The organism is Pluralibacter sp., from assembly GCF_019237635.1.
GTDB lineage: Bacteria > Pseudomonadota > Gammaproteobacteria > Enterobacterales > Enterobacteriaceae > Enterobacter_B.
In genome coordinates, this window is sequence record NZ_JAFAGS010000075.1 from 1 (window position 1) to 16,503 (window position 16,503).

At 56.9% G+C, this 16,503-nt stretch carries 14 protein-coding genes and 1 riboswitch; of the genes, 10 read left to right on the plus strand and 4 right to left on the minus strand.

Features of this window, described 5'->3' with window-relative positions; all coding sequences use genetic code 11:
- Nucleotides 1-210, plus strand: a 210-nt coding sequence (locus JO226_RS08980; protein ID WP_293547569.1) for an NAD(P)/FAD-dependent oxidoreductase, incomplete at its 5' end; no start/stop codon positions are given.
- A 57-nt stretch (nt 211-267) separates the two neighbouring features.
- On the opposite strand, the gene JO226_RS08985 is transcribed toward JO226_RS08980, so the two are convergent.
- Both JO226_RS08985 and JO226_RS08990 read right to left on the minus strand, forming a co-directional pair.
- Nucleotides 268-1,731, minus strand: a complete 1,464-nt coding sequence (locus tag JO226_RS08985) for an aspartate aminotransferase family protein (RefSeq protein WP_293547572.1) — start codon at nt 1,729-1,731, stop codon at nt 268-270.
- Nucleotides 1,732-1,748: 17 nt separating this feature from the next.
- Nucleotides 1,749-3,134 carry a diaminobutyrate--2-oxoglutarate transaminase gene (locus JO226_RS08990; protein WP_293547574.1) on the minus strand — a complete coding sequence of 462 codons (1,386 nt, stop codon included), beginning with the start codon at nt 3,132-3,134 and terminating at the stop codon, nt 1,749-1,751.
- Nucleotides 3,135-3,771: 637 nt separating this feature from the next.
- On the opposite strand from JO226_RS08990, the gene lysC reads away from it, so the two are divergent.
- Both lysC and JO226_RS09000 read left to right on the plus strand, forming a co-directional pair.
- Nucleotides 3,772-5,133 (plus strand): lysine-sensitive aspartokinase 3, encoded by a 1,362-nt coding sequence (lysC, locus tag JO226_RS08995; protein ID WP_293547577.1) that lies wholly within the window; start codon nt 3,772-3,774, stop codon nt 5,131-5,133.
- A 123-nt stretch (nt 5,134-5,256) separates the two neighbouring features.
- Complete coding sequence (locus tag JO226_RS09000) at nt 5,257-6,693, plus strand: glycosyltransferase family 39 protein (protein ID WP_293547580.1); 1,437 nt, start codon at nt 5,257-5,259, stop codon at nt 6,691-6,693.
- Between the two features lie 52 nt (nt 6,694-6,745).
- Here JO226_RS09000 and JO226_RS09005 read toward each other — a convergent pair whose 3' ends face one another.
- Nucleotides 6,746-7,759: a magnesium transporter gene (locus JO226_RS09005; protein WP_293547583.1), complete on the minus strand. Its 1,014-nt coding sequence runs from the start codon at nt 7,757-7,759 to the stop codon at nt 6,746-6,748.
- 56 nt (nt 7,760-7,815) lie between these two features.
- Nucleotides 7,816-7,999: riboswitch (M-box (ykoK) riboswitch) on the minus strand.
- Nucleotides 8,000-8,566: 567 nt separating this feature from the next.
- Between JO226_RS09005 and arnB the strand changes: the two genes are divergently transcribed.
- Genes arnB through arnF form a run of 7 tightly spaced genes read left to right on the plus strand, consistent with a single transcriptional unit; the run spans nt 8,567 to nt 15,960 of the window.
- Nucleotides 8,567-9,706 (plus strand): UDP-4-amino-4-deoxy-L-arabinose aminotransferase, encoded by a 1,140-nt coding sequence (gene arnB, locus JO226_RS09010; protein WP_293547586.1) that lies wholly within the window; start codon nt 8,567-8,569, stop codon nt 9,704-9,706.
- Between the two features lies 1 nt (nt 9,707).
- The gene (gene arnC / locus JO226_RS09015) at nt 9,708-10,691 is read left to right on the plus strand and encodes an undecaprenyl-phosphate 4-deoxy-4-formamido-L-arabinose transferase (RefSeq protein WP_293547588.1); all 984 of its coding nucleotides are present in this window, start codon (nt 9,708-9,710) and stop codon (nt 10,689-10,691) included.
- Nucleotides 10,688-12,670 (plus strand): bifunctional UDP-4-amino-4-deoxy-L-arabinose formyltransferase/UDP-glucuronic acid oxidase ArnA, encoded by a 1,983-nt coding sequence (arnA, locus tag JO226_RS09020; RefSeq protein WP_293547590.1) that lies wholly within the window; start codon nt 10,688-10,690, stop codon nt 12,668-12,670. Before arnC ends, arnA begins: the two co-directional genes overlap by 4 nt.
- Nucleotides 12,670-13,572, plus strand: coding sequence for a 4-deoxy-4-formamido-L-arabinose-phosphoundecaprenol deformylase (arnD, locus tag JO226_RS09025; RefSeq protein WP_293547657.1), 903 nt, complete (start codon nt 12,670-12,672; stop codon nt 13,570-13,572). The genes arnA and arnD overlap by 1 nt, the downstream gene beginning before the upstream one ends.
- Complete coding sequence (arnT, locus tag JO226_RS09030; RefSeq protein ID WP_293547593.1) at nt 13,569-15,224, plus strand: lipid IV(A) 4-amino-4-deoxy-L-arabinosyltransferase; 1,656 nt, start codon at nt 13,569-13,571, stop codon at nt 15,222-15,224. Before arnD ends, arnT begins: the two co-directional genes overlap by 4 nt.
- Nucleotides 15,221-15,559 carry a 4-amino-4-deoxy-L-arabinose-phosphoundecaprenol flippase subunit ArnE gene (gene arnE / locus JO226_RS09035; protein WP_293547596.1) on the plus strand — a complete coding sequence of 113 codons (339 nt, stop codon included), beginning with the start codon at nt 15,221-15,223 and terminating at the stop codon, nt 15,557-15,559. Before arnT ends, arnE begins: the two co-directional genes overlap by 4 nt.
- Complete coding sequence (gene arnF / locus JO226_RS09040; RefSeq protein WP_293547599.1) at nt 15,559-15,960, plus strand: 4-amino-4-deoxy-L-arabinose-phosphoundecaprenol flippase subunit ArnF; 402 nt, start codon at nt 15,559-15,561, stop codon at nt 15,958-15,960. The genes arnE and arnF overlap by 1 nt, the downstream gene beginning before the upstream one ends.
- Here the strand turns inward: arnF and acpT are convergent.
- Nucleotides 15,911-16,501, minus strand: coding sequence for a 4'-phosphopantetheinyl transferase AcpT (gene acpT, locus JO226_RS09045; RefSeq protein ID WP_293547602.1), 591 nt, complete (start codon nt 16,499-16,501; stop codon nt 15,911-15,913). The genes arnF and acpT overlap by 50 nt on opposite strands.
- Between the last annotated feature and the right edge of the window lie 2 nt (nt 16,502-16,503).

Consider the following 16,503-nt stretch of genomic DNA (forward strand, 5'->3'; position numbering starts at 1 on the left):
GGCACCGAGGGCTATCGCACCGCCGAAGTGACGCTCGGCGGTGTGGATACGAATGAGCTGTCGTCGCGCACCATGGAAGCCCGCAAGGCGCCGGGGCTGTACTTTATCGGCGAGGTGATGGACGTGACCGGCTGGCTCGGCGGTTACAATTTCCAGTGGGCGTGGTCCTCCGCCTGGGCGTGTGCGCAGGCGCTTACCGGGACGGAATGACAAAGATAAAAAAGCCGACAACATCGCTGTTGTCGGCTTTTTTCACTTCAGCAGCAATCAGGCGTGCTGTAGCTGTTGCCCACAGGCCATCACGCTCGCCAGCAGAACTTTTACGTCCTCAAGGCACACGGTTGGGTTGAGCAGCGTCAGTTTCAGGCAGGTCACGCCGTCAGCTTCCGTTACGCCAACGTTGGCGCTGCCGGAGGCCAGCAGCGCATCGCCGATACGCTGGTTCAGCAACGCAACGCCTGCGCTGTCGCCGTTTTCCGGGCGGAAACGGAACAGTACGCTCGCCAGCTGCGGCTGCATGACCAGCTCCAGCTGCGGTTGCTCAGTCACAAACTGCGCGACCTGTTGCGCCAGCGTTACGCCTTTATCAATGATGTCGGCATACTGCTTTTTACCCAGCGCTTCCAGGCCCATCCACAGTTTCAGCGCATCGAAACGGCGCGTGGTTTGCAGCGATTTCGAGACCAGATTCGGTACGCCATGCTCTTCGTCAAAGTCAGAGTTCAGGTACGCCGCCTGGTAACGCATCAGCTGATAATGACGCGCATCTTTCAGCAGGAACGCGCCGCAACTGATGGTCTGGAAAAACTGCTTGTGGAAGTCCAGCGTGACCGAGTCCGCAAGCTCCAGGCCATTCAGGAAGTGGCGATACTTCTCAGACAGCAGCAGCGCACCGCCCCAGGCCGCATCCACATGCACCCAAATCTGCTGTTCAGCGGCCAGCGCGGCGATGTCGGCTAATGGATCGATAGCGCCCGCATCGGTGGTGCCTGCGGTGGCGACAATCGCCATCACCTGCTCGCCGTTGGCTTTCGCCTGCGCCAGCTTCTCCGTCAGATCGTTGAGATCCATCCGCGAGAATTTATCGGTTTTCACAAGCGTAACGGACTGATAACCCAGCCCCATCAGCGCCATGTTCTTCTGCACAGAGAAGTGCGCGTGTTCAGAACAGAACACTTTAATTTTGCTGAGGTTACCGGTCAGGCCATGCAGTTGAACGGAGTGGCCCTGGCGGGCGAAAAAGGCATCACGCGCCAGCATCAGGCCCATCAGATTGCTTTGCGTACCACCGCTGGTGAAGACCCCGGCGTCGCCCGCCGGGTAACCTACCTGCTCGCGCAGCCACTCAATCAGCTTCATCTCGATAATGGTCGCTGACGGGCTCTGGTCCCAGGAATCCATGCTCTGGTTGGTGGCGTTAATCAGCACTTCCGCCGCCTGGCTGATGACCAGGCTCGGGCAATGCAGATGCGCCACGCACTGCGGATGGTGTACGGACAGGCTGTCTTTGAGGAAATACTCAACGGCGCGCTCAATGGCGGCCTGGTTGCCCAGGCCCTGCGCGGTAAACGCTAAATTGATGCGCTCACGGAGTTCCGCGACGGTTTTGCCCTGATACATCTCAGGTTGCTTCAGCCACTGCACAACTGCTTGCGTGCTCTGCTCAATGGCGTCCTGATAGGCGGCAATACTTTGCGCGGAGCCGGACAGAATCGGATTTAAATCAGACATTCGCTCATTGGCTCCGATTAAACAGGCTTCACGCCAGCATTCAGCAGCGCGGTTTCAAACTTATCGAGGAAAATCTCCAGCTCGGCGTTGCTGATAAGCAGCGACGGCAGCAGACGCAGCACGCAGCCGCCACGGCCGCCGCGCTCGAGGATCAGACCGGCTTCAAAGCATTTTTTCTGCAACAACGCGGAAAGCTCGCCGTCCGCCGGGTAGCAACCCATGTGATCCTGCGCTTCCTGCGGTTTAACGATTTCAATACCAATCATTAAGCCCAGGCCGCGTACATGGCCGATAACCGGGAAACGTTTTTGCATTTCAGCCAGTTTGCCTTTCAGCCATTCGCCCTGTTCAGCGACTTTATCGGCGATGCGGTCTTCTTTGAGGATCTTAAGCGTGGTGAGGCCGGTCGCCATCGCCAGCTGGTTGCCACGGAAGGTACCGGTATGGTGGCCCGGCGCCCAGGCATCGAACTGTTTTTTAATGCCCAGTACCGCCAACGGTAAACCACCGCCAACCGCTTTGGACATGACGATGATATCTGGCTCGATACCGGCGTGTTCGAAGGCGAACAGCTTGCCGGTACGGGCGAAGCCCGCCTGGACTTCGTCAAGAATCAGCAGAATGCCGTGTTCCTGAGTCACTTTACGGATGCGCTGCAGCCACTCGACCGGCGCCGGGTTTACGCCGCCTTCGCCCTGCACGGCTTCCAGGATAACGGCAGCCGGTTTACGCACGCCGCTTTCCACGTCGTTAATCAAGTTTTCGAAGTAGTAAGTCAGCGCTTTCACGCCAGCTTCGCCACCAATACCCAGCGGGCAGCGGTACAGGTGCGGGTAAGGCATAAACTGCACTTCCGGCATCATGCCGTTCACCGCTTCTTTCGGCGACAGGTTGCCGGTCACGGAGAGCGCGCCATGCGTCATGCCGTGATAACCGCCGGAGAAGCTGATCACGCCGGAACGGCCGGTCACTTTTTTCGCCAGCTTCAGCGCCGCTTCAACGGCATCCGCGCCGGAAGGCCCGGTGAATTGCAGGCAATATTCTTTGCCCTGACCTGGCAGCAGAGAGAGCAGATAAGCGGAGAACTCATCTTTTAACGGCGTGGTCAGGTCAAGCGTATGTAACGGTAAGCCACTGGTAATGACGCTTTGGATGCTTTGAATCACATCAGGATGATTATGGCCCAGCGCCAGGGTTCCGGCGCCCGCAAGACAGTCAAGATATTGTTTATTTTCAACATCGGTAATCCAGACGCCCTGTGCTTTCGCAATCGCCAACGGCAATTTACGCGGATAGCTTCTGACGTTGGATTCAAACTCAGCTTGTCTGGCTAAAAAGGTCTCATTGCTTTGCGGTAATGAATTAGCACTCAAAGAATCAATACGGACTTTATCCGTCATCATATCTCTCCTACAACCTGGCGTTGTTTTAACTCCGGGTTGAATAAGGGTTTAAATAGGGGGTAAAAAACGCGGCTAATATATGCGTTTTCAGCAACGGACTCAATCTTTTCTTTTGTGTGGGTTTTTATGTCATTTTCTTTAAAAATCAATGACAAAATGGTGTTTTCTGGCGGCGGTGTTGGCGTATGAATTGTAACCAATTCTGTTGCGGGATGATGACTGGCTGGATTGTGTACAACGCCATGATAAAACTCAATTTTTAATAGTTATGAATTTTTAATGTTATTAGAACGTTATTTAAAGCAAACTTCGCCAGCAACTCTCCATTAAATAATGATATTTTCCATTGGCTTATCGTAAATGTTGAGGAAAATATCGATTCAGCGGATTAAATCACTTACTATGCCCGCCTTAAAAATCGCAAAACGAAAAAAGGAAGTCACTATTTAGCAATTCATACGCATCACACCCGGCAACCCGTGAGCGGCAACACAGGTTATCGACAACGGGAGCAGAATCCTGGGTTTTAAGCAGAAATGTTCGCGGGCGGACGTTTCGTAAGGTGAAGAGCACTTCCCTTATGCCGAAATGAAAATTTTCATGCCATATGAGTATGGCGCCCTGATATGAGATTGTTATGACTCGCATTTATCCACACATCATCGTTGCCAAATTTGGCGGCACCAGCGTCGCTGATTTTGACGCGATGAGCCGTAGCGCCACCCTCGTCCTTGCTGATAAAAACGTTCGCCTGGTGGTGCTGTCTGCCTCTGCTGGCGTCACTAATCTGTTAGTCGAACTTGCTTCCGGTCTGGAAAGCCACGTTCGACTGGACAAAATTGAAACCCTGCGCATCCTGCAATACAACATCATTTCACGCCTGAAGCAGCCTGACGCCATTGGTCAGGAGATCGATCGTCTGCTCGACAATATTAGCCGCCTGGCTGAAATGGCGGCCGATTCCTGCTCAGCCGCGTTGTGCGATGAGTTGGTTAGTCACGGTGAGCTCATGTCTTCCCTGCTGTTTGTGGAAGTATTACGTGAACAAGAAGTGGAGACCGAGTGGTTTGATGCCCGCAAAGTCATCCGCACTAATGATACGTTTGGCTGCGCGGTACCCGCGATAAGCGTCATCGCCGAGCTGGCGGAAAAACGGTTACGCCCACGCCTCGAACAGGCGCTGGTGGTGACTCAGGGCTTTATCGGCAGCGATGCGGCAGGGCAAACCACGACGCTCGGCCGCGGCGGCAGTGATTACACCGCGTCCCTGTTGGCGGAGGCATTACAGGCCTCACGTGTGGATATCTGGACCGATGTCGCCGGGATTTACACCACCGATCCACGGATCGTCGCCCGGGCGAAACGTATTGATAACCTCTCGTTCTCTGAAGCCAGAGAAATGGCGACCTTTGGCGCCAAAGTGCTTCATCCGGCAACCCTGCTGCCCGCGATGCGCAAGAACATTCCGGTGTTTGTCGGCTCCAGCAGCAACCCCTCAGCGGGCGGAACGCTGGTTTGCCGTGATGTGCTGGAGCCATCGCGCTATCGCGCCCTGGCCGTGCGCCGCCGTCAGACGCTGTTAACATTATCCAGCGTTAAGGCGCAGCCTGCGCACCGTTTTTTAGCGGATATATTTGGGATTTTGTCGCGTCACGAAATGGCGCTCGATCTGGTCACCACTTCGGAAACCAGCATCGCGCTGATCCTTGACTCCACCAGCTCAACGTCAGGAGACGCCGATACGCTGACCACCGCGCTGCTCACCGAGTTGTCGTCGCACTGCCATGTTGACGTCGAGACCGGTCTGGTGTTGGTTTCGCTGATTGGCAACGCGCTGTCTCAGTCGACGGCGGTGTGCCAGGAGGTTTTTGCTGAGCTGGAGCAACACGCGGTGCGCATGATTTGTCACGGCGCGTCCAACCACAATCTTTGCTTCCTGCTCCCGGCGGAATCCGCAGACAGCGCGGTCAAAGCGTTGCACCGTCGTTTGTTAGAATAACGGCTGCGTTCTGGTGTGCAGAACACACCGGGCAAACCAACCCAGGGTTGGTTTGCCCCACATTTAGCTGCGACTGCCTATATTAATGACATGTGCTGTTGTGATTAATGTAGAGAGAATGGAATGCGTGGTCGTGTCGTGGCGGTCTGGGTGCTGGGATATGCGCTGTTGTGGACGTTTGCCACCGTTGGGCTTGATCCCACGGTACCTTACGATGCCGTTGAAGCCCTGAGCTGGGCGCAGAATGCGGACTGGGGCTCCCCGAAAAACCCCTGGTTGGTTGGCATGGCGATGTGGCCCGCGCTGTGGCTGCCTGTGTCGCTGAGCCTGTACTGGTACGCCAGCCATTTTCTGGCGATAGCCATTGGCATGGCGGGCGTTTGGGTCCTCGCCCGAAACCTGAGCGGTAGCGACCGGCTGGCCTGGCTTGCGCTGCTGACGCTCAACCTTTCCGGTCTCATCAACTTCGATATTATCAGCTACAACGATAACTACCTGCTGGTGATGTTGTGGCCGTGGATGATGCTGTGCTTTTATCTCGCCATTACGCGTCATGCCTGTTGGTGGCTGGCGTTTGCCGTCGTTGCCGGGCTGGCGTCCATGGCGAAGTACTCGACGCTGGCGTTTGTCGGTTTTGTGTTTTTATCGACGCTTATGGTGCCGCGTATCCGCGCGTGCTACCGACACCCCGCGTTTTATGGCGCTCTGCTGTTGGGCCTGTTGCTGATTCTGCCCAACATTATCTGGCTGTGTCAGCACGATTTTGCCGCCTTTAGCTGGGTCAACTCGCAGATTAAAAATCGCTTTAACCCCGCGCTGGTCATTAAGGCGCTCACCGTCTTTTATCCTCTGCTGATTCTGTGGTGGGTGCTCCGGCGCTGCAATGTCCGTCTCGTGCTCCCGGAATCGTGGGCGCTGCGGGTGATGCTGGCGGTCTATTTGCTGCCTCTGATGATGATTTTCGCCTGGTTTTTGTTTCATCAGGGCGGTCGCCTGACGGAGTGGCTACAGCCGTTCTTTATCCTGACGCCCGCGCTGATGGTCAGTTGCGCCAGCCGCCATCCTGAACGCCTGCCGCGCGGCGTCACTGTCTCGCTGTTCGGCATGGCGGGCGTGGTGCTGGCGGGATACATCGGCGTGTTGTGGGGGAACGTGGCGAATGCAGGCCAGGATAAAAGCAATATCATTCCCTTTAGCCAACAGTTGAGTCAGCAGTGGCAGGAGCGTTACGGCGCGCCATTGCGCTATGTCGGCGGAGAATACTGGTCGCAGTGGCTGACGTTTTACGCCCCGTCTCGCCCGTTGACGATAACGCCGTGGGATAACGATACGCAGCCTAATGTCTACAACGTGCATATCATGCAAGCGCAAATCGAGCGGCAGGGGGCGCTGCTGGTCGGGCGGCTGGGGATCACCTGCGAGCAGGAGCGATTTCAGGCGGCGCTAACGCCCTGGCCGACGCTCCGGATAGACACGGTTCGCCAGATGATGTTTCGGGAAGACAACGCGAAGCCGCTTCGTCCGCTGTGCATCGCCTTTGTGAAACCGGCCGGGGCGTAGCCGGGGGCCGGACATGTCGGTCTGACCGCTGGAGCGGCCAGACCGACAACGGTTAGTTCAGCCCGAGGAAGTGCTGAGCGATTTTGAAATAGATAATCAGCCCGGTACCGTCGATAAGCGTGGCGATAAACGGCGCAGAGACGACCGCCGGGTCGATCCCCACGCGTTTTAACACCATTGGGATCACCGAGGAGACCACTGCGCTCCACAGCGTAATACACACCAGCGTCAGGCTGACGATAAGCGTAATGTCGGCGCCGATACCCATCATCCAGGCGCGTACGCATCCTGCCAGACCGAGGGTCAGCGCGATAAGCAGTGACGTCGACACCTCTTTGCGGATAACCCGCCCCATATCGCGCAGACGCACTTCCCCCAGCGCCATTGCGCGTACCAGGGTGGACGTTATCTGCGTGCCGCTGTTGCCGCCGGTGCCTATCAGCAGCGGAATGAAGAACGCCAGCGCGATAGCCGATTCCAGCGACGCCTCAAAATGCTGAATCACGCTGCTGGTGTAGGCCTCCGCCACAAACAGCAGCAGCAGCCAGACCGAGCGCTTTTTCCACAGCGTCAGCGGGCTGGTTTCCAGATAGGGCTTTTCCAGCGGCAGCGTAGCGCCCTGGCGCTGCACGTCTTCGGTAACGTCGTCCTCCAGCAGGTGGGCAATCTCTTTTTCCATCAGACAACCGACCAGGATGTCCCGCTCGACGACGGGCACGAGGTCAAGATCGCGCTCCGCCAACTGCAATATAACCTGCTGGCGCTCGTCGTCCGGCTTGACGCGAAAGGGGTTGCTGTCCATCAGATAGCGGATGGATAGCCCCGGGTCGCTTTCCTGGAGCAGTTTTTTAATCGATAAAATACCGCGCAGCGTCTCCCCGGCGACGACGAACACGTGGCCGGGGATATCGTCAGCGTGCAACTGAGAGATAAACGTCTCTCGCGCCTCATGCACGTTCAGATGGTCGGGTAAGGAGATGAAATCAGTACGCATGTACTGGGCGATAGCGTCGCCATCAAACGCGGCGTTTGCCGGGTGAACGGCGCATAACTGGCGCTGAGACATTGATGTATTTCCCTATTGAAATCTCTCATAGGGGCGAACAAGACAGGAATAGCAAAAGCGGATCCCTACGTCCTGGTTTTAGCACTGTACAACGTATCTCACGGCGGGTTACGCCAAAAGAAGTTACCTTGGCAACACCTTGATTCGATGGATGCCTGTATTTCCCTGTGTGGTCTCTCTCGATACCATCAGGGCGGTAACTTATATTTGCACAGGAGCCTCGCCATAACGAGATCGTTAAAATGAGCCGACATTATAGGGAGGCCAAATTAGCGGGAAAGCGTAAGTTTCCGCTGGTTTATCAACGGTTGATAAACCAGGCTGCGCTTAGGGGAAAATAAGGGTAAACCGACCTTTTAGTTGATCTGTGTCACATATCACTGAGCATAGCGTTTGAAAGCGGTAGTGAATGAAGGATATTTACGGCGGGCAATGCAAAATTAAATACTAATATTGTGATTTCATCCTCTATAAAAACTTGTTTTTCGAATCTCATTGATGTTTTGTTGATATTGATAATCCGGTGCTCATACCGCCATTTTTGATGCGGTTTTTCCGTCGTATGCGCACGCATAAGATGAATAGATAAGCGTGCTAACTTGTTGAAATGGGTCTAGAATGTGTTTTTGGTTTATCGTGTTTCTTTATTCTTAAGACTATCCTAAGCTAACTGCGATAATTTGCGTCAGGTTACATTTGCTTGAACAAATGTAGGGTCTTCCAGACCTTTTATTTTTACTTCGTTTAACTCTGTGGGCGCAGGATGGTTGCGGAATTAAGATCCTAAAAAACAGGGTAAGGAAAAATATGAGTGAATTTTTGCCCTTCTCCCGCCCCTCAATGGGCGAGGAAGAATTCGCTGCGCTGAAAGAGGTGCTGCAGTCCGGGTGGATTACCACGGGTCCAAAGAACCAGCAGCTGGAAGAGGCGTTCTGCGCCCTGACCGGCAACCGCCACGCGATTGCGGTCAGTTCCGCCACCGGCGGGATGCATGTCACCCTGATGGCGCTGAATATTGGGCCTGGCGATGAGGTTATCTCACCGTCTCTGACCTGGGTTTCCACCCTCAATATGATCGAGCTGCTGGGCGCCCGACCGGTGATGATCGATGTCGACCGCGATACCCTGATGGTCACCCCGGAGGCTATCGAAGCCGCTATCACCCCGCGCACGAAAGCGATTATTCCCGTGCATTACGCCGGCGCGCCTGCGCAGATCGACGCGATCCGCGCCATTGGCGAACGTCACGGCATCCCGGTTATTGAAGACGCGGCGCACGCGGCGGGCACTTACTACAAAGGCCACCACGTCGGCGGGCAGGGGACGGCTATTTTCTCGTTCCACGCCATTAAAAACATGACCTGCGCCGAAGGCGGACTGATTGTCACCGATAACGACGAGCTGGCGAACCGCATTCGCAGCCTGAAGTTCCACGGTCTGGGCGTCGACGCCTACGATCGCCAGACGCACGGCCGCGCGCCGCAGGCGGAGGTGATTTCCCCGGGCTTTAAATACAACCTCGCCGACATCAACGCCGCGCTGGCGCTGGTGCAACTGAAGAAGCTGCCGCAGGCCAATCAGCGCCGCGGCGAAATCGCCCAGCGCTATCTGAAAGAGCTGGCGGATACGCCGTTCCTGCCGCTGTCGCTGCCGAGCTGGCCGCACCAGCATGCCTGGCATCTGTTTATCATCCGCGTGGATGAAGAACGCTGCGGCATCAGCCGCGATGCGCTGATGGAACAGCTGAAAGCGCAGGGCATCGGTACGGGCCTGCACTTCCGCGCCGCCCATACGCAAAAGTATTACCGCGAACGCTATCCGGAGCTCTCTTTGCCAAACACGGAGTGGAACAGCGCCCGCATTTGTTCATTACCGCTTTTCCCGGATATGACCGACGACGATGTCACTCGCGTTGTTTCCGCACTTCATAAGCTTGCAGGTCGTTGATATGTTTGAATCTCCTAAGATCGAGAAAGTATCGATTGTTATTCCGGTGTTTAACGAACAGGACAGCCTGCCTGAGCTTATTCGCCGCACCGATGCCGCTTGCGCCCTGCTTAACCGGGATTATGAAATCCTGCTGGTGGATGACGGCAGCAGCGACGACTCCGCGCGCATGCTCTGCGACGCCGCCGAAGCGCCGGGCAGCCATGTGGTTGCCGTATTGCTCAACCGTAACTACGGTCAGCATTCGGCGATCATGGCCGGGTTCAGCCACGTGACTGGCGACCTGATCATTACCCTCGACGCCGACTTACAAAACCCGCCGGAAGAGATTCCCCGCCTGGTGGAAAAAGCCGATGAAGGCTATGACGTCGTCGGCACCGTGCGTCAGAACCGTCAGGACAGCGTGTTCCGTAAAACCGCATCGAAGATGATCAACCGCCTGATTCAGCGCACCACCGGTAAAGCGATGGGCGACTACGGCTGCATGCTGCGCGCCTATCGCAGCCACATCGTCGAAGCGATGCTGAACTGCCACGAGCGCAGCACCTTTATCCCGATTCTGGCGAACACCTTCGCCCGTCGCGCGGTGGAGATCCCGGTGATGCATGCCGAACGTGAGTTTGGCGATTCCAAATACAGCTTCATGCGTCTTATCAACCTGATGTATGACCTGGTGACCTGTCTGACCACCACGCCGCTGCGCCTGCTGAGCGTTGTGGGCAGCATCATCGCGTTGTTTGGTTTTGGGTTTTCTCTCCTGTTGGTCGTTTTGCGTCTGGCATTTGGCCCGCAGTGGGCGGGCGACGGCGTCTTCACGCTGTTTGCCATCCTGTTTATGTTTATCGGCGCGCAGTTCGTCGGTATGGGGCTTCTGGGCGAATATATTGGTCGTATTTACAACGACGTACGTGCCCGTCCCCGCTACTTTATTCAACGTGTTGTTCGCCAGGAATCCCTGGCTTCTGAAGAGGAAAATCGTTCATGAAAGCTGTTGTATTCGCCTATCACGACATGGGCTGCGCAGGTATACAGGCCCTGCTGGACGCTGGATATGACATCGCGGCGATCTTTACTCACCCGGACAACAGCGGCGAGAACCATTTCTTTGGTTCCGTTGCGCGTCTGGCGGCCGAGCAAGGAATTACCGTTTATGCCCCGGAAGATGTTAACCACCCGCTGTGGGTCGATCGTATTCGCGCGATGGCGCCGGACGTCATTTTCTCTTTCTACTACCGTAATCTGCTGAGCGACGACGTTCTCAGCATCGCGCGTCACGGCGCGTTCAACCTGCATGGTTCCCTGCTGCCGAAATATCGCGGTCGCGCGCCGCTGAACTGGGTACTGGTGAACGGTGAAAAAGAGACCGGCGTTACGCTGCACCGTATGGTGAACCGCGCCGATGCGGGCGATATCGTGGCGCAAGAAGTGGTGGCTATCGACGATAACGACGTCGCGCTGACACTGCACCGTAAGCTGTGCACCGCGGCGCAGACCGTGCTGCGCGACGCGCTTCCGGCAATCCGTGACGGCAAAATCAAAGCAACCGCTCAGGACGACAGCAAGGCCACCTACGTTGGCCGTCGTACGCCGGAAGATGGTCGTCTGGAGTGGGAAAAATCCGCCGGGCAGTTGCACAATCTGGTCCGCGCGGTGAGCGATCCGTGGCCGGGCGCGTTTGGCTTTGTGGGCACCAACAAGTTTATCGTCTGGAAATCCCGCGTTCGTCATGACCTGGCTGCTGCGAAGCCGGGCACCGTGCTGTCCGTTGCGCCGCTGACGATCGCCTGTGGCGAAGGCGCGCTGGAAATCGTGACCGGCCAGAGCGAGAACGGCGTTTACATGCAGGGCGCTCAACTGGCGCAGGCGCTGGGTCTGGTGGGCGGCGCGCTGCTGAGCAGCCGTCCGTTCGTGGCGGTTAAGCGTCGCACCCGCGTGCTGATCCTCGGCGTGAACGGCTTTATCGGCAACCACCTGACTGAACGCCTGCTGGCTGACGACAACTACGAGATTTACGGTCTGGATATCGGCTCTGACGCCATCAGCCGTTTCCTCAACAGCCCGCGCTTCCATTTCGTGGAAGGGGATATCAGCATTCACTCCGAGTGGATCGAGTACCACATCAAGAAATGTGATGTCGTTCTGCCGCTGGTGGCGATCGCGACGCCAATCGAATATACCCGTAACCCGCTGCGCGTGTTTGAACTGGATTTCGAAGAGAACCTGAAAATCATTCGCGACTGCGTGAAGTACAACAAGCGCATCATTTTCCCGTCCACCTCTGAAGTGTACGGCATGTGTACTGACAACAGCTTCGATGAAGACACCTCGAACCTGGTCGTTGGGCCGATTAACAAGCAGCGCTGGATCTACTCGGTTTCTAAACAGCTGATGGACCGCGTGATTTGGGCCTACGGCGACAAAGCGGATCTGAAATTCACTCTGTTCCGTCCGTTTAACTGGATGGGGCCGCGTCTGGACAACCTCAACGCCGCGCGTATCGGCAGCTCCCGTGCCATCACCCAGCTTATCCTCAACCTGGTTGAAGGTTCGCCGATCAAGCTTATCGAAGGCGGCAAGCAGAAGCGCTGCTTCACCGATATTTCTGACGGTATCGAAGCGCTGTTCCGCATCATCGAGAACAAAGACGGCCGCTGCGACGGGCAGATCATCAACATCGGTAACCCGGACAACGAAGCGAGCATCAAAGAGCTGGCTGAAATGCTGCTGGAGTGCTTCGAGCGTCATCCGCTGCGCAACAATTTCCCGCCGTTTGCCGGTTTCCGCGAAGTGGAAAGCAGCGACTACTACGGTAAAGGCTACCAGGACGTTGAGCACCGTAAGCCGAGCATTCGCAACGCCAAGCGCTGCCTCGACTGGGAACCGACGGTAGAAATGCAGCAGACCGTTGAAGAGACGCTGGACTTCTTCCTGCGCACCGTTGAGCTGTCGGATAGCGCTAAATGATGAGAAAAGTTGGCTTACGCGTTGATGTGGACACCTTTCGCGGCACCCGCGAAGGCGTTCCGCGCCTGCTGGAGACTCTTCGCCGGCACGACATTCAGGCCAGCTTTTTTTTCAGCGTCGGACCGGACAACATGGGGCGCCATCTCTGGCGCCTGATCAAGCCGAGGTTCCTGTGGAAGATGCTGCGCTCGCGCGCGGCATCGCTCTACGGGTGGGATATTCTGCTGGCCGGCACCGCCTGGCCTGGCAGAAACATTGGCTTTGCCAACGCCGATATTATTCGTAATACGGCGAAGGTGCATGAAGTTGGTCTGCATGCCTGGGATCATCACCGCTGGCAAATGTGGAGCGGCGTATGGGATCAGGCGCACCTGGAAAAGGAAATTGAGCGCGGTTTGCAGGCGCTGGAAACCATTACCGGCAGCAGCGTCACCTGCTCGGCGGTCGCGGGCTGGCGTGCCGATCAGCGCGTCGTGAAGGCGAAAGAGCGCTTCGGTTTTCTTTACAACAGCGACTGTCGCGGGACGCGTCCTTTCCTGCCGACGTTAGGCGAGGGAGTGACGGGTACCGTACAGATCCCGGTGACGTTACCGACCTGGGATGAAGTCGTAGGTAGTAAAGTCAGTGTAGAGGATTTCAACGATTATCTGATTGATTGTATTCATAAAGATAACGGTGTGCCGGTCTACACGATCCATGCGGAAGTAGAAGGGATTATCGGCGCGGATCAGTTTGATGCCCTGTTGAGCCAGGCGGCTCGCGAAGGCATTACGTTTTGCCCGCTTAGCCAACTGCTACCTGAAGATTTCAGCACCCTGCCTGTCGGCAAAGTGGTGCGTGGTGAACTGGCTGGCCGTGAAGGCTGGCTTGGACAGGAACAATTGTTGAGCGAAGGTCTATGAAATCTTTACGTTTTAGCGCTTCTCTGCTGTTTTTATACGCGCTTTATTACCTCGTTCCATTAAATTCTCGCTTGCTATGGCAGCCCGATGAGACCCGATACGCGGAAATTAGCCGCGAAATGCTGGCCTCTGGCGACTGGATTGTGCCGCATTTCCTCGGGTTACGTTATTTTGAGAAACCGATTGCCGGATACTGGATCAACAGCATCGGGCAGTGGTTGTTCGGGCATGACAATTTCGGCGTGCGCATTGGCGTTGTCTTCGCCACTGCCTGCACGGCGGCGATGGTGGCGTGGCTTGCCTGGAAAATCTGGCAGGACAAACGCACGGCACTGCTCTCTGCGGTGATTTTCCTGACCGCGTTTTTGGTTTATGGCATCGGCACTTATGCGGTGCTCGACCCGATGATCGCGATGTGGCTGATGCTGGCGATGTGCAGCTTCTGGGGCGCGTCGCAGGCGCAAACCCGCGGCGGTAAAATTGGCGGCTATGTCCTGCTTGGCGTTGCCTGCGGTATGGGGGTGATGACCAAAGGCTTCCTGGCGCTGGCGGTGCCGGTGATCGGCGTCCTGCCGTGGGTCATCATGCAAAAACGCTGGAAAGAGGTGTTGCTGTACGGCTGGCTGGCGGTGGTGGTCTGCGTGCTCACGGTGCTGCCGTGGGGGCTGGCTATCGCGCAGCGCGAGCCGGATTTCTGGCGCTATTTCTTCTGGGTGGAGCATATCCAGCGTTTCGCCCAGAGCGATGCGCAGCATAAAGCGCCGTTCTGGTACTACATTCCGTTCCTGATTGCCGGCAGCCTGCCGTGGCTGGCGCTGCTGCCGGGGGCGCTGAAAACCGGTTGGAAGGGGCGCGGTTCTGAGCATGGCGCGTTTTACCTGCTGGGATGGGTGGTGATGCCGTTCCTGTTCTTTAGCATCGCCAAGGGCAAGCTGCCGACCTATATCCTGCCGTGCTTTGCACCGCTGGCAATCCTGATGGCGCGCTACGCGCTGGCGGCGGTTGAGCGTGGGGCGAAGGTGCTGCGCGTGAACGGCTATATCAACATCGGCTTCGGTCTGATTGGCCTGGTGGCGGTGCTGGTGGTCTCGCCGTGGGGCTTCCTGTCCAAACCGGTGTGGAGCAACATCGAGCTGTATAAGTGTCTGCTGGCGGCGGTGGCGTTTGGCGCCTGGGCGCTGGTGGGGTGGCTCTCTCTGCGCGACGGCGTGAAGCGCTGGACTCTGGCCGCCTGCTGCCCGCTAGCGCTGGGGTTGCTGATCGGTTTCGCCATCCCCGACAGGATTATCGACAGCAAGCAGCCGCAGTTCATCACCGATATTGTGAGCGAGCAGTTAGCCCCGAGCCGTTACGTGATGTCTAACAGCGTGGGTATCGCCGCCGGACTGGCGTGGGAGCTTAAGCGCAGCGATATCATGATGTTCAGCGAGCATGGCGAGCTGGAATACGGTCTGGACTATCCTGATGCGAAAGATCGTTTTCTGCCGAAAAGCGACTTCGAGACATGGCTGGCAGCGCATCGGGCTGAAGGGCCAATTTCGCTGGTCTTACAGCTGAAGAAAGGGCAGAAGCTTGAAGACCTGGGGCTACCGAAACCGGACAATGTCTACACATTGAGTCGCATGGCCTTTGTGCAGTATCTGCCGCAATGATAACGACCCTCTCCCTGCTACTGGCAAGCCTGCTGAGCTGTATTGGGCAACTTTGTCAGAAGCAGGCCACCCGCCCGGCGAAATCCGGGCGGCGTGGTCGGCATATCGCCCTGTGGCTTGGGCTGGCGCTGCTGGCGCTGGGTAGCGGCATGGCGATGTGGCTGGTGGTATTACAGCGCGTGCCGGTGGGCATCGCTTATCCTATGCTGAGCCTGAACTTCGTTTGGGTGACGCTGGCGGCGCGCTATATCTGGCGTGAGCCGGTATCGGTTCATCACTGGGCGGGCGTTGGGATGATTATTGTCGGTATTGTGGTGCTCGGAGGAAGCTACTGATGGGCTTTATCTGGGCGCTGTTGAGCGTTGCGCTAACCAGCGCCGCGCAGTTGATCCTGCGCTCGGCGATGCTGCAGCTGCCGCCAGTGGCGGATCTGTGGGCGGTGCTGATGCATCTGCTGCACGGCGAGGCCGGGACGTTTTCGCTGTTTCTTGGGCTGTGCGGCTATCTGGCGTCGATGGTCTGCTGGTTCTTTGCCTTAAAACGGCTGCCGCTGGCGAAAGCTTACGCGTTGCTAAGCCTGAGCTATATCACCGTCTGGGTCACGGCGCTGCGGCTGCAGAACGACGCCTTTTCGTGGCAGGGCCTCGCCGGGGTGCTTATTATTATGGCCGGCGTGATGGTGATTTTTATGCCGTCAGGCCGTGCACAACCTCAATCATCGCATGTGAAACACTAAACGGCGTCGGCGTACAGACCGCAAGACTTAACCCGGCGGTCTGGTAGTCGCTGACGTGCAGATGCAACGGCGCGGTGCTGTCGATACTGACTATCTGCCAGGCGCTGCCGCCGCGCTGCTTCACGATGGCCTCTTTTCGCGTCCAGATCCGCCAGAACACCGCCAGCCGGTGTTCCTGCTGCTCCCGCTCGATTTCGTCGTGCTCATTGGCGGTGAATACGACATTAGCCAGCTGCTGCCAGTGCGGGCGCGGGCGAATGGCTTCGATATCGCACCCGACCGGACCTTCGTCGCTCAGCAGCAGGGCGATATCGTCGCCGCTATGGCTTAAGTTGAACCACAGCGGCAGCTCCTCGGCAAAATCAGGTTTCCCCTGGTCGCTATAAAAAATGTCCGGCAGCGGTGAGACGGCATGGCACAACAGCGCGCGGCCTGCCAGCCACGCGTTACGGCGCACGCCTTCCGGCGCCAGCCCGGACAGCGCCGGTGGCAGGTCGGCGACGCAGAGCGTCGATATTTTCCCGAGAAACAGCCGATACATCG

Excerpts from the sequence above, each read along its gene's own strand:
- lysC (WP_293547577.1), top strand. The coding sequence starts at position 3,772 with ATGACTCGCATTTATCCACACATCATCGTTGCCAAATTTGGCGGCACC.
- JO226_RS09005 (WP_293547583.1), bottom strand. The coding sequence starts at position 7,759 with ATGTCTCAGCGCCAGTTATGCGCCGTTCACCCGGCAAACGCCGCGTTT.
- arnE (WP_293547596.1), top strand. The coding sequence starts at position 15,221 with ATGATAACGACCCTCTCCCTGCTACTGGCAAGCCTGCTGAGCTGTATT.
- JO226_RS09000 (WP_293547580.1), top strand. The coding sequence starts at position 5,257 with ATGCGTGGTCGTGTCGTGGCGGTCTGGGTGCTGGGATATGCGCTGTTG.
- arnD (WP_293547657.1), top strand. The coding sequence starts at position 12,670 with ATGAGAAAAGTTGGCTTACGCGTTGATGTGGACACCTTTCGCGGCACC.
- JO226_RS08990 (WP_293547574.1), bottom strand. The coding sequence starts at position 3,134 with ATGATGACGGATAAAGTCCGTATTGATTCTTTGAGTGCTAATTCATTA.
- arnF (WP_293547599.1), top strand. The coding sequence starts at position 15,559 with ATGGGCTTTATCTGGGCGCTGTTGAGCGTTGCGCTAACCAGCGCCGCG.
- acpT (WP_293547602.1), bottom strand. The coding sequence starts at position 16,501 with ATGTATCGGCTGTTTCTCGGGAAAATATCGACGCTCTGCGTCGCCGAC.
- arnC (WP_293547588.1), top strand. The coding sequence starts at position 9,708 with ATGTTTGAATCTCCTAAGATCGAGAAAGTATCGATTGTTATTCCGGTG.
- arnA (WP_293547590.1), top strand. The coding sequence starts at position 10,688 with ATGAAAGCTGTTGTATTCGCCTATCACGACATGGGCTGCGCAGGTATA.
- arnB (WP_293547586.1), top strand. The coding sequence starts at position 8,567 with ATGAGTGAATTTTTGCCCTTCTCCCGCCCCTCAATGGGCGAGGAAGAA.
- arnT (WP_293547593.1), top strand. The coding sequence starts at position 13,569 with ATGAAATCTTTACGTTTTAGCGCTTCTCTGCTGTTTTTATACGCGCTT.
- JO226_RS08985 (WP_293547572.1), bottom strand. The coding sequence starts at position 1,731 with ATGTCTGATTTAAATCCGATTCTGTCCGGCTCCGCGCAAAGTATTGCC.